Source organism: Dyella sp., assembly GCF_035685805.1.
Lineage (GTDB): Bacteria > Pseudomonadota > Gammaproteobacteria > Xanthomonadales > Rhodanobacteraceae > Dyella_A.
In genome coordinates, this window is sequence record NZ_DASSAB010000045.1 from 150,823 (window position 1) to 163,737 (window position 12,915).

Below are 12,915 nucleotides of genomic sequence, written 5' to 3' on the forward strand. Positions count from 1 at the left end.
CCGTGCTCCCCGCACGCCGCAGGATCCTGCAATTGGTTCAGTCCAGTTCCGGCGCCTGGTTCAGCACGGCCCAGAACTGTCCGAGCGTTCGCACCGCTTCGAAGAACTGGTCCACGTCGACCGGCTTGATCACATACGCATTTACACCCAGATCCCAGCTTCGCGCCAGATCACTCTCCTCGCGGGACGAGGACAGGATCACCACCGGGATGCGTCGCAGGCGCTCGTCCGAGCGCATCTGGGTGAGCACGTCCAGCCCGTTCATGCGGGGCATCTTGATGTCCAGCAGCACCACCGCCGGCTCGACGCGGTCGCGGTTGGCCCACGCGCCACGCGAATACAGGTAGTCCAGGCATTCGACTCCGTCCTCCAGGTGCACCACCGGGTTGGCGAGGTTGGCCTCGCGCAGGGCGTCCATCGCCATCTCGGCGTCAGCCTGGCTGTCTTCCACCAGGAGGATGGTGCGGATAAAACGATCGTTCATGAACGGTCCTGTCTACGGGAATCGCCGGCGTCTGACGCGGGCAGGGAAAAATGGAAGCGGGCACCCTGCCCCGGCTCGCCCTCGGCCCAGACCCGGCCGCCGTGCCGGGCCACGATGCGCCGGACGTTGGCCAGGCCGATGCCGTTGCCCGGAAACTCCGAGGCGCGGTGCAGCCGCTGGAACACGCCAAACAGCTTGCCGGCGTACTCCATGTCGAAGCCGGCGCCATTATCGGCGACGGTGAACTGATAGTCGCCATTGCTGGCGCGGGAGGTTTCGACGCTGATCCTCGCCAGTTCGCGCTGGCCGGTGTACTTGACCGCGTTGCCGAGCAGGTTCTGCCACACCGTGCGCAGCATGTTCTCGTCGGCCACCACCACCGGCAGCGGCGCCACCTTCCACTCGATCCGGCGCCCGGCGGTGTCGGTCTCCACCAGCGCGCGTGCCTCCTCGACCATCGACTGCATGTCTACCGGCTGCATCCGCATGGCGCCACGGCCCAGCCGCGAGAACACCAGCAGATCGTCGATCAGCTGCGCCATGCGCTGGGCGGCGCTGGAGATCACTTCGAGGTAGTGGTGCGCCTTTTCATCGACATGCTCGCCGAGATGGCGCTCCAGCTTGCCTGCGAAACCGGCGATATGCCGCAGCGGTGCGCGCAGGTCGTGCGAGACGGAGTAGCTGAAGGCTTCCAGCTCGCGGTTGACGTCGGAAATCTGCTCCACCTTGCCCTCGAGCTGCCGGTTGAGCTCCTTCACCTGCTTCTCCACCAGCGCACGCACGGTGATGTCGCTCACCGTCATCAGCAGCGCCGGCTCGTCGTGGTCCTGCTGCAGGCGCCGCGCGTTGATCACCACCCGACGGTCGGCACCGTCGGCAGTGCGCTGGCTGAGCTCGTAGTCCCACAACTCGCGGTCGCGCAGCATCACGTCGGCCAGGCGTTGCAGCAGCGGGCCATCGTTCCAGGCCCCCCCGCCAAGTTCCGACAACGGCAGCGAGCGCTGCTCGTCCGGCTCCAGCCCGTACAGCTCGGCGAAGGCCGCGTTGATCAGCAAGGTGTCGAGCTTGGCGTCCAGCAGCACGATCGGCTCACGCACCGCCTGCACGATCTGCCGCGAGCGCCGCACCGCCTGGCTTTCCCGCTCTTCCGCACGCAGGCGCTCGCCGATCTGGCGCTCGGACACCACCACCACGATGCCCAGCAGCAACAGCTGCGCCAGCGCGCCAATGCCCAGCACCAGCTTGTAATTGAACGACTGTGCAGCAGCCGCCTGGCGCCGCTCGGTCAGCAGCTGATCTTCGGTGGTGACGATCTTGTCGAGCACATCGCCGATCACGAACAGCGTGTCCGAATCGACCAGCGCCTGCCGCGCCCCGTCGGGGTCGCCATGCTGCGAGCGCCACAGCGCCTGCCACATCAGCGTGGCGCGTCCGTTGACGGTGGTCTCGAGCGAACCGACCAGCGCCTGCTGGTCGACGTTGTCGCGGGTGTAGTCGCGCAATTGCCAGATCAGCCGGGACACTTCCTTGGTGGCCTGATCCAGCCGCTGGCGTGCCTCCTTGACGTCGCCCCCCATCAGAATGCGATAGGTCGCCGCTTCGGCATCGCGGCTGAGATAGGCGATGCGGTAAGTAAGCGACTTCACTTCGGCGGAGTGGGTGACCCAGTGGGACGCCTCCAGCGCCTGGTTCGAGGTATTGCGGGTCACGGCATAGGGCAGCGCCACGATCACGATGACCGACAGCAGCAGGCCGACCACCCGCCAGCGCAGGAAGCTCGGGTTCCTCATGGGCATGTAGCGGCGCGTCCTGAAGATACGGATCGCGGCATTCTGGCACGTTCGATCGCCCCGCCTGGCGCCCACTCGCAGGCGCAGGGCGGCCCGCTGCCGCCCGCTACGTCTACAACCATGCTCATCGTACCGGCGCGTCCGCGCGTGCCGGCGCGGCCGTCATGCGGAAATGCAGCTCACCGCCGGCGACCAGGTCGCGGTGGTGAAGAAAAGGCTGCGGGAGGGGCTGGCCGTTCAGAGTGATCTCGCCGACATAGGGGTGCAAAGCGTCGAAAGGTGCCGCGGTGATCGTGAAGGTTTTGTCATTGGCCAGGTGCAGCACGGCCTTGGCGACGAACGGTCGCCCGATCGCGTATTCGTCGCTGGCCGGCGTCACCGGGTAGAAACCCAGCGCCGTGAACACGTACCACGCGGACATCTGGCCCAGGTCGTCGTTGCCGGCCAGTCCGTCCGGCCGCGCCGCGTACTGGCTGTCCATGATCTGCTTCAGGCGCTGCTGGGTCTTCTCCGGCGCGCCGGCATAGTCATACAGATACGCCAGGTGGTGGCTGGGCTCGTTGCCGTGGGCGTACCAGCCGATCAGGCCGGTGATGTCCTCCACGTGCTTGAAGTGCGCCGGGTCCACCTTCGCATCGAACACGCCGTCGAGCTTCTCGATGAAGCGCGCCTTGCCGCCCATGGCCTCGATCAGTCCGGGCACGTCCTGCGGCACGTACCAGGAGTACTGGAACGCGTTGCCTTCGGTGTAGTCGCTGCCGTAGCCGGCCACCGCCGGGTCGAACGGCTCGCGGAACGCACCGTTGGCGAGCCGCGCGCGCATGTAGCCGGTCCTGGCGTCCCAGGCGTTGCGCCAGTTGCCGGCGCGCTTGCCGAACCGGGCGGCGACGTCTTGCTTGCCCAGCGCCCGGGCCATCTGCGCGATGGTCCAGTCGTCGTAGGCGTACTCGAGCGTCTTGGAGGCGCCCTCGGGCTCTCGGTCGATCGGCACGTAGCCCAGTTTCATGTAATCACTGAGGTCGCCGTACGGCCCGTAGCTGGCGCTGGCCACCATCGCCTGCAGCGCCTCGTCAGCGTCGAAGCCGCGCACACCCTTGATGTACGCATCGGCGATCACCGGCACCGCGTGGTAGCCGATCATGCACCAGGTCTCCAGCCCGCCGAACGCCCACACCGGCAGGATGCCGAACGGGCTGGCCGCGCGCGCGGCGAGCAGCGAACGGATGAAGTCAGTGCTCTTGTCCGGATGCAGCAACACCATCAGCGGCTGCTGCGCGCGGTAGACGTCCCACAGCGACCAGGTGGAATAGAAGTCGAAGCCTTTCGCCGTATGCACCTGGTGATCCGGTCCGCGGTAGCGGCCGTCGACGTCCATGCTCAGCGTGGGCGAGAGCAGCGCGTGGTAGAGCGCGGTGTAGAACTGCGTGCGCGCGGTGGCGGGCGCGTCGATGTCGACGTCGGCCAGCGCGTCGCTCCAGGCCCGATGCGCCTGCTGGCGACGCGCATCGAAATCCCAGCCCGCGCCCTCGGCGTCGAGGTTGGCCAGCGCGCCGGCCTCGCTCACCGTGGAGATCGCCACCTTCACCACCAGCGGCTTACGCAGCGTGCCGAAGTCGAACACGCCCTCCAGCGCGCGGCCGTCCTGCGCGTCGTGATCCTCGTTTTGATGGCCGGGGCCCTTGAAGCCCTTGTACGGCGCATCGGTGTCGCGGTCGTACAGCGTGCGCGCGGTCATCGGCTGCGAGAAGCGCATCGCGAAGCACAGCGTGCGCCCCGGCGCCCAGCCGTTGGTGAGGCGGCAGCCGGTGACGCTGCCGTCGCCGCGCACGCGCAGGTTCGACCACAGCACCTTGCCCGGGTAGTCGTAGATGCTGGGACGCAGATCCAGCAGCAGGTGCGCCGGCTGACCGGCCGGGAAGGTGTAGCGGTGCCAGCCCACGCGGCGGCCGGCGGTGAGTTCGGCGCGCACGCCCGAGTCGGCAAGGGTCACCGCGTAGTAGCCGGCCTGCACTACCTCGCTGGCGTGGCTGAAGCGTGAGCGGTAGCCGCTGCCGGGCACGGACGCGTCGCCGGGGTCGAGCTTCACCGCACCGGCCAGCGGCATTACCAGCACGTCGCCGAGGTCCGAATGCCCGGAACCGGAAAAGTGCGTGTGCGAGAAGCCCAGGATGCTGCTGTCGCCGTACTGGTAACCGGCCGCCCACTTGTAGCCGTGCTTGAAGTCCGGCATCGCTGTGTCAGGCGAGAGCTGGATCATGCCGAACGGCACCGTGGCGCCGGGAAAGGTGTGGCCGTCGCCGCCGGTGCCGATGCGCGGATCGACGTCGCCGGCGTGGTCGGCCGCCGTGGCGATGCCCGTCGCGACGGCCAGCAGGGGGATCAGAAAACACAGCTTGCGCAGCATGCTCATGGTCACTCGCGGCAAAAAATGAGGCGACCAAGGTAGCACCGCCCGGCCATGTTGCAGCGCGCGATGGGCGCGCGGGTGGAAACGGTTACATTCGCCCGGCTGCTGGCTTCTGCCGACTCCCGCCGGAGCGGTCGGTGCTTGTGGCACGCTTGCACCTTCGCCCATCCGGAACCCACGCCATGGCCTTTGCCGCTCCGCCTGCCGCCGCATCGACCGCGTCCGGCAACGCCCGCTACACCACGTACCCGCTCGCGCTGGGGGTGCTCACCACAATCTTCTTCATGTGGGGCTTCCTCACCTGCCTGAACGACATTCTGGTGCCGCACCTGAAGTCGACGTTCCAGCTGAATTACACCAAAGCGGCGTTGATCCAGTTCACTTTCTTCGGAACCTATTTCCTGATGGGGCTTCCGGCCGGATGGCTGGTCGCGCGCGCCGGTTACAAGAAGGGCATTGTCACGGGACTTGCGATTGCCGGCGTGGGAGCGCTCGGCTTCTGGCCCGCCGCGGCGCTACACCTGTATCCGGCCTTCCTCGGCGCGTTGTTCGTGCTGGCAGCGGGTATCACCGTGCTGCAGGTGGCGGCCAATCCCTACGTGGCGCTGCTCGGGCCGGAAGCCACTAGTTCCAGCCGCCTCACGCTGGCGCAGGCGCTCAATTCGGCCGGCACCACCCTGGCCCCCTATTTCGGCAGCGTGGTGATCCTCGCCAATGCGGTGAAGTCGCCCACCGAACTGGCCGCGCTTGCGCCAGCCGACCAGCTTGCCTACCAGGCGCAGCAGGCGCAGTCGGTGCAGTATCCGTACATCGGGCTGGCCGTGGCGCTGTTCCTGCTGGCGGTGTTCGTGTGGGCGTTCCGCATGCCGGCGCTGGCCGAATCCACCGACAAAGGCGACCACGCGCGGCACGGTTTCGCCGAAGTGCTGCGGCAGCGCCACGTGCTGTTCGGGGTGATTGGCATCTTCTGTTACGTAGGTGCCGAGGTATCGCTCGGTACCTACATGGTCAACTACTTATCGATGCCGGAAATAGGCCGCCTGAGTGAAGCCACGGCAGCGAAGTACGTGTCTTGGTATTGGGGCGGCGCGATGCTTGGTCGCTTTGCCGGCTCCGCAATCATGGCGTGGTTTCCGCCGCGCAAGCTGCTGGCTCTGTTTGCAGCGATCAACGCGGTGCTGGTCGCCACGACGATGGCGAGCACGGGCAGCGTGGCGATGTACAGCGTGATCGCGGTGGGCCTGTTCAATTCGATCATGTTTCCTACCATCTTCGCTCTGGGCATCGAGCGGCTCGGGCCAATGACGAGCAAGGCGTCCAGCCTGCTCATCATGGCCATCGTCGGCGGCGCGCTGGTCCCGCTGCTGCAGGGCATGCTGGCCGATCGCTTTGGTCTGCAGCACGCCTTCTTGCTGCCGCTGCTGTGCTACGCCTACATCGTGTTCTACGGCCTCAGCGGCTCGAAGGTACGCAGCGCCGCCTGAGCCTTGCCGATGTCCCGCCATTCCCGCCGTGCGGGCGGGAATGCGCGCCTCTTCCCGTTTGCGTGGACTGTTAGCGCATGACCGTTGCCGATTCCATCCCTGCCCTGCCCGACATTCGCAGCGAAGCGTTCCTGCGCAAGCACATCGCACAGACGATGACGTTCTACGATGCCCACGCGCACGATCCAGTGGGCGGCTTCTTCCACTACTTCCGCGACGACGGCACCGTCTACGAGCGCAGCCACCGGCACCTGGTGAGCAGCACGCGCTTCGTCTTCAACTACGCGATGGCGGCGATCGAGTTCAAGCGTGAGGATTACCTCGCCGAGGCGCGCCACGGCCTGCGCTACCTGCGCGAGGTGCACCGCGATCCCCGCGACGGCAGCTACGCCTGGACGGTGCGCGACGGCCGCCCCGAGGACACCACCCGCCACGCCTACGGCATGGCCTTCGTACTGCTGGCCTACGCCACCGCGGTGAAGGCCGGCATCGATGAAGCGCGCGCCTGGATGGACGAAGCCTGGCAACTGCTGGAGCAGCACTTCTGGGATGCCGACGCAGGGCTCTATCGCGACGAGGCGGATGCGGAGTGGCACTTCAGCCCGTACCGCGGGCAGAACGCCAACATGCACATGTGCGAGGCGATGATCGCCGCGCACCAGGCTACCGGCGAGGCGCGCTACCTCGATCGCGCGCTCACCCTCGCCGACCACATCACCCGACGCCAGGCCGCGCAGGCCGGCGGGCTGGTATGGGAGCACTACGACGCGCAGTGGAACATCGACTGGGACTACCACCGCGACGACCCCAAGCACCTGTTCCGGCCGTGGGGTTTCCAGCCCGGCCACCTGACCGAGTGGGCCAAGCTGCTGCTCACGCTCGAGCCGCTGCTCGCAGCGCAGGGGCGCACGGTCGACTGGCTCGCGCCCACGGCGCGGCACCTGTTCGACACCGCGCTCGCGCGCGCCTGGGACGACGCCCACGGCGGCATCGCCTACGGTTTCGCCCCCGACGGCGGCGTGTGCGACGACGACAAGTACTTCTGGGTGCAGGCCGAAAGCCTCGCCGCCGCCGCGAGGCTGCACGCGCGCACGGGCGACGCGGTGTACGACCATTGGTATGCCCGGCTGTGGGCCTACGCGTGGCACACTTTCATCGACCACCGCCACGGCGCCTGGTACCGCATCCTCACCCGCGACAACCGCGCGATGAGCGACGAGAAGAGCCCCGCCGGCAAGACCGATTACCACACCATGGGCGCCTGCCACGACGTGCTCGCCGTGATCCGCGCGGGAGGCACGCCCTGACCATCACGAGGTACGCATGACCGCATCGCTGCTCCGCCCGCTCGCTGCCGCCCTCCTGTTCGCCACTGCCGCTGCCGGCGCGCTCGCCGCCGAGGCCGCGCCCGCCTCGCGCTTCGATCCGCAGGAAACCTTCGCACCGTTCGCTTTCCCGCATCCGGCCAATGCCATGCGCGATGCCAGCGGCAAGCCCGGTCCGCTGTTCTGGCAGAACCGCGCCGACTACGCGATCCAGGCCACGCTCGACCCGGCCACGCGCCAGTTCAGCGGCACGGAGACCATCACCTACACCAACCACAGCCCGGACGCGCTCGACGTGATCTGGCTGCAGGTGGAACAGAACCGTTACCGCCGCGACGCGCGCGGCGCGTTCGGCGGCGACACCTTCCCCACCGAGTTCACCGACGGCGAGCACATCCGCTCGGTGGAAGTGGAAGACGCGGCCGGCCACCGCCAGAAGGCCACGTGGGTGATCAGCGACACCCGCATGCAGGTCACCCTGCCCGCCCCGCTGAAGGCACACGACGGCAAGCTCAAACTGCACATCGCGTGGGACTACACCGTGCCGGGCGAGTTCGGCGGCCGCACCGACTGGAACGCCAACAAGCAGGGCGACATCTTCGAGATGGCGCAGTGGTACCCGCGCGTGTGCGTCTACGACGACCTGCGCGGCTGGGACACGCAGCCGTTCCTCAACAGCGAGTTCTATCTCGAGTACGGCGACTTCGATTACCGCATCACCGTGCCCGCGGACATGATCGTGGTCGGCTCCGGCGAGCTGCTCAATCCGCAGGACGTGCTGACCAAGACCCAGCTCAAGCGACTGGATGAAGCGCGCCACAGCGATGCCACGGTGATGATCCGCACCGCCGCGGAAGTGACCGACCCGGCCTCGCGTCCGAAGCAGGGCGGCACGTTGACCTGGCACTTCGCCATGAAGCACACCCGCGACGTCGCCTTCGGCGCGTCGAAGGCGTTCATCTGGGATGCCGCACGGATGAACCTGCCCGGCGGCAAGACCGCGCTGGCGATGTCCGCCTATCCGGTGGAAAGCGCCGGCGACAAGGCTTGGGGCGTGGCCACGCAGAACCTGAAGCAGTCGGTGGAGTTCTTCTCCAAAACCTATTTCCCGTATCCCTACCCGGTGGCCATCAACGAGGCCGGCACCGCCGGCGGCATGGAATACCCGGGCATCACCTTCGATCACAAGAAGGCCGCCGGACCGGTGCTGCGCATGCTGATCGCGCACGAGATCGGCCACACCTGGTTCCCGATGATCGTGGGCTCCAACGAGCGCCGCGACGCGTGGATGGACGAGGGCTTCAACACCTTCGTCGACGTGTACGAGGCCGAGGCCTTCGACGGCGGCAAATTCGCGCCCAAGCGCGACAGCGAATACGCGCCGGGCAAGGGCACGCCGGCCGAGCAGATCGCCGCGATCCTGGCCGATCCCGCCGCCCCGCCGCCGATGACCTACGCCGACGCGGTGAAGGAGAAATATCGCCACCCGATCACCTACTTCAAGGCCGCCTTCGGCCTGGTGCTGCTGCGCGAGCAGATCATCGGCCCGGAGCGCTTCGACCCCGCGTTCCGTCGCTACGTCGCCACCTGGGCGTACAAGCATCCGAGCCCGTCGGATTTCTTCCGCTTCATGGCGAGCGACACCGGCGAAGACCTCGACTGGTTCTGGCGCGGCTGGTTCGCGCACAACTGGCAATTCGACATGAGCGTGGACAATGTCGCCCCAGCGGAGGGCGGCTGGAAGCACGGCGCGGACATCACCGTGTCCAACCGCGACAAGCTGGTGCTGCCGAACACGCTGCAGGTGACCTACGCCGACGGCAGCCAGCGCGAGGTGCGCGTGCCGGTGGAGACCTGGATGCAGCACGCCAGCTACGTGGTGCACGTGGACGGCGAGCAGCCGGTGACCTCGGCGGTGCTCGATGCGAAGCACGATCTGCCCGATGCGGATCGCGGGAATGATCGGTTTGCGGTGAAGTAAGGCGCATGAAGAAGAAGTCGTTAGCTGAGAAGCTGATCTACCTCGACAGTGACTTTGTATCTCGAATGTACGAGACAGAGTTCGATGTATCGCCGACAACGTCCATTACACGCACCCACGGCATACAAGCATCCGCCTCATTGCCATTATTTTCGGGTGGCGGAAGCTCAAGTGAGAGCAAGTCTTACAGTGTCTCCACGCTAGAAATGCTTGACAAGCTATCAAAGCGACTGGAGAAGTACCCCTCATTCGATAACTCCTCATACACAATGGACTCGTCATCAGGTTATTTTTGGGTTGACGGAGTATTTTTCACCAGCAAGGTCAGCTTATCTCGGACCACGCACACAATCACTTTGATTGGCAGACCAGATCCAAAAAAGCCTCGCAGGACCGAGGAGTTCATCGGCGAAGAAGCATTCTTCGCGATCAAGAGCGGAGAAACCCAATTTGCCCTCTCACCAACGGACGAGTACTTCGTCCCCGGAATCTCTGCATTAAAGGGGCTTTCGCATTTAGTAATTAATCGCCTGTCGATGCCTTGCCGAGCATTGCTGCGTGTATTTTCGGCCAACACATCATTCCACGAGTGGGTTGCAATCCCTTTGGTTATCTATGATCCCGATGGGAAATAAAGACTCATTGAGATCGCAGCCGCTTCACGACTTGCTTTATTTCGGCGCCACACTAGACGTCGCACGCCTGAAAGGGCTTATCTCCCTGGGGAGAGCTTTGCTTCATGGCGAATCGTCACTCTTAAGCGCACTACCAACAGCCGTCATACCCGCGAAAGCCGGAGACGCTTCTCAACGGCGACAGCCCATCATTTAACGTATCTGCTCTAAAAGCCACGCAACATTCCGCACCGAAACGGCCACGAGCATGCCCCACCCCATCCGCCTCGGCCTGATCGGCTACGGCTACGCCGGCAAGACCTTCCACGCGCCGCTGATCCGCGCCACGCCCGGCCTCGAGCTCGCGGCCGTCGCCTCGCGCGATGCCGCCAAGGTACACGCCGATCTGCCGCACATCCGCGTGCACGAAACGCCCGCCGCACTCATCGCCGACGACAGCCTCGACGTGGTGGTGATCGCCACCCCCAATGACACCCACGCGCCGCTGGCCGCCGATGCCTTGCGCGCCGGCAGGCACGTGGTGATCGACAAGCCAATGGCGCTGGACCGGGCCGAAGCGCGCGCGCTGGTCGCCCTTGCCGATCGCTCCACAGGCCAGCTCTCGGTGTTTCACAACCGCCGCTGGGACAGCGACTATCTGGCGGTAAAACAGGCCATCGATAACGGACTGGTCGGCGAGGTGACGCATTTCGAATCGCACATCGACCGCTACCGACCCGCCGTGCGCGACCGCTGGCGCGAGTCGGCCGGCCCCGGCGCGGGCATCTGGTACGACCTCGGTCCCCATCTGGTCGACCAGGTGCTGCAGCTGTTCGGCCTGCCCGAGCGCGTGCATGGCGCGCTGGCGATCCAGCGCGCAGGCGGGCTGAGCGACGACTGGGCGCACGTGCGGCTGGACTACGGCGCGCGCCAGGTGATCCTCCACGCCAGCATGCTGGTAGCCGGCGGCGCGCGACGCTTCGTGGTGCACGGCACGCGCGGCAGCCTGATCAAGGCTGGCGCCGACCGCCAGGAAGCCCAGATCCTGGCCGGCATGATTCCCGGCGCAATCGGCTGGGGCGAGGATGCCGATCCACTCATTGCCATCGACGCGCATGGCGAAGCGCGCGCACTGCCGGTGGCCGCCGGCGACCAGCGTCGCTACTACGCCGCTCTGCGCGATGCGATCGCGGGGCATGCGCCGTGGCCGGTGAGGCCGATTGAAGCGCTGGCGACGATGGCCGTGATCGAGGCGGGCTTCGCCTCCGGGCGCGAAGGCCGTGCCGTGGCGCTGCAGCTGACTGATGCCGAGCGGCTTGCCTCCGCCGCTGCCCGCGCTTGAGCCACGCCCCGGCAGTCGCCGCCCGCTTGCTGCGCAGACGCGCGCCAGGACGTCGCCGCGGGTGTGACAGCGGTCCGCGCCATGGCAGGTTCCTGATACGCACAGGCGCAGCGGCAGCGTCTCCCCGCAGCTTTGCCACGCCCCGGCGGCGCCTCGTTGCCGTGACCGGACCCGGGGCGCCCGCGACCGCCGTGCCTGGCGGCCGTCTTGCCTTGCTGCGGCCGGCGGCACTGCGGTGGCGTCTGATGCCAGCCGGGACAAGCCCGTGGAGGCTGGCGCTGGCACACTCCGCGGATCCGCCGATCAATGCCATAGACGGTTCTTTCATGATCGCGGTGAGAATCTCGTGTGACGCGCCGCGGTTTCCCGGCAGCCGGCGCCATAAGGGAGAACATCTATGACTCGCATGCAGTCTGACAATCAGATGCCCATGAGCATGGTCCGGCGCGAAAGCGAGCGGGAGAGCGAAAGGCTGGAGAACGCCGCGGGGCGCGCCTTCCGCATCTATCTGGCCGCGCGTTCGGAGGGCCGCAGCGCGAACGAGATCGCCACGCTGAAGGCCGCGTACGAAGTCGCTTCCAGCCGTTGCCGCAGCGTCCGACTGGCGACTCACGGCGGTGCGTTCCGCACGGGATTCGCCGCCTGAAGCTGCCCGCACGGCATGCCCTGGCTGATAAACCGGGCGGCCCCAAGAAAAAAACGGCAGCCTTCCGGCTGCCGTTTTGCTTTTGCGTGACCGCGATGCCTCAGAACGGAATGTCGTCGTCGTCGAAGCTGCCGTTGTCGGCCGGGGCTGGCGCCTGGCGCGGCATGTCATTGCCGCCGCGGTTGTAGTCGCCACCGCTACGGTTGCCGCCGCCACCGCCGCCGCCACCCTGGCGACCGCCGCCGCCCTGGCTGCGCTGCTGGAAACCGCCGCCGCCACCGCCGCCCATGCCGCCGCCTTCGCTGCCGCCGCCGAGCATCTGCATCTCGTTGGCCACGATGTCGGTGCTGTACTTCTCCACGCCGGCCTTGTCGGTGTACTTGTCAGTGCGCAGCGAGCCTTCGATGTAGACCTGGCGGCCCTTCTTCAGGTACTCGCCGGCGATCTCGGCGAGCCGGCCGAACAGCTTCACGCGGTGCCACTCGGTGCGCTCCTGCTTCTCGCCGCTCTGCTTGTCGGTCCAGCTCTCGGAGGTGGCCACGCTGAGCGAGGTGATCGCGGTGCCGCTGGAGGTGTAGCGCACTTCCGGATCCGCGCCCAGGTTGCCGACCAGAATGACCTTGTTGATGCCGCGTGCCATGGGATTTCCTCACTGTGCGGGGCCGGTGCGCGCATGGCCCGGCCGACTGTCGTTGTGGCGGGGCTGCACGCTGCGGCAGCACCCGACGGGCTGCCCATCATAACTGGCTGTCCCGATTTCGGCGTGTCCCCGCGCTGCGCCGTGGGGTTGCGGGCCGCATCCGGCACCCGCCCCGTTGCGTAGACAGTTCCAGCGCCCGCGG

At 66.8% G+C, this 12,915-nt stretch carries 10 protein-coding genes; 6 read left to right on the forward strand and 4 right to left on the reverse strand.

Features of this window, described 5'->3' with window-relative positions:
- Positions 1-37: 37 nt before the first annotated feature.
- From VFG40_RS13960 to VFG40_RS13970, 3 genes are all read right to left on the reverse strand, one after another.
- A complete protein-coding gene (locus tag VFG40_RS13960) occupies positions 38-484 on the reverse strand; it encodes a response regulator (protein ID WP_324898517.1) in 447 nt (148 codons plus the stop codon).
- On the reverse strand, positions 481-2,280 hold the full coding sequence (locus VFG40_RS13965) for a sensor histidine kinase (RefSeq protein ID WP_324898519.1): 1,800 nt from the start codon (positions 2,278-2,280) through the stop codon (positions 481-483). Before VFG40_RS13965 ends, VFG40_RS13960 begins: the two co-directional genes overlap by 4 nt.
- Before the next feature lie 118 nt (positions 2,281-2,398).
- Complete coding sequence (locus tag VFG40_RS13970) at positions 2,399-4,678, reverse strand: GH92 family glycosyl hydrolase (RefSeq protein WP_324898655.1); 2,280 nt, start codon at positions 4,676-4,678, stop codon at positions 2,399-2,401.
- A gap of 185 nt (positions 4,679-4,863) precedes the next feature.
- Here VFG40_RS13970 and fucP point away from each other — a divergent pair, with 185 nt between their 5' ends.
- From fucP to VFG40_RS14000, 6 genes are all read left to right on the forward strand, one after another.
- The gene (fucP, locus tag VFG40_RS13975; RefSeq protein WP_324898521.1) at positions 4,864-6,165 is read left to right on the forward strand and encodes an L-fucose:H+ symporter permease; all 1,302 of its coding nucleotides are present in this window, start codon (positions 4,864-4,866) and stop codon (positions 6,163-6,165) included.
- 77 nt (positions 6,166-6,242) lie between these two features.
- Positions 6,243-7,472: an AGE family epimerase/isomerase gene (locus VFG40_RS13980; protein WP_324898523.1), complete on the forward strand. Its 1,230-nt coding sequence runs from the start codon at positions 6,243-6,245 to the stop codon at positions 7,470-7,472.
- 16 nt (positions 7,473-7,488) lie between these two features.
- On the forward strand, positions 7,489-9,471 hold the full coding sequence (locus VFG40_RS13985) for a M1 family metallopeptidase (protein ID WP_324898525.1): 1,983 nt from the start codon (positions 7,489-7,491) through the stop codon (positions 9,469-9,471).
- Positions 9,472-9,476: 5 nt separating this feature from the next.
- A complete protein-coding gene (locus VFG40_RS13990) occupies positions 9,477-10,106 on the forward strand; it encodes a hypothetical protein (protein WP_324898527.1) in 630 nt (209 codons plus the stop codon).
- Between the two features lie 247 nt (positions 10,107-10,353).
- Positions 10,354-11,427 carry an oxidoreductase gene (locus VFG40_RS13995; protein ID WP_324898529.1) on the forward strand — a complete coding sequence of 358 codons (1,074 nt, stop codon included), beginning with the start codon at positions 10,354-10,356 and terminating at the stop codon, positions 11,425-11,427.
- A 397-nt stretch (positions 11,428-11,824) separates the two neighbouring features.
- Positions 11,825-12,073, forward strand: a complete 249-nt coding sequence (locus tag VFG40_RS14000) for a hypothetical protein (RefSeq protein WP_324898531.1) — start codon at positions 11,825-11,827, stop codon at positions 12,071-12,073.
- Positions 12,074-12,173: 100 nt separating this feature from the next.
- Here the strand turns inward: VFG40_RS14000 and VFG40_RS14005 are convergent, their stop codons facing one another.
- Positions 12,174-12,713, reverse strand: coding sequence for a single-stranded DNA-binding protein (locus VFG40_RS14005; RefSeq protein ID WP_324898538.1), 540 nt, complete (start codon positions 12,711-12,713; stop codon positions 12,174-12,176).
- Positions 12,714-12,915 lie beyond the last annotated feature (202 nt).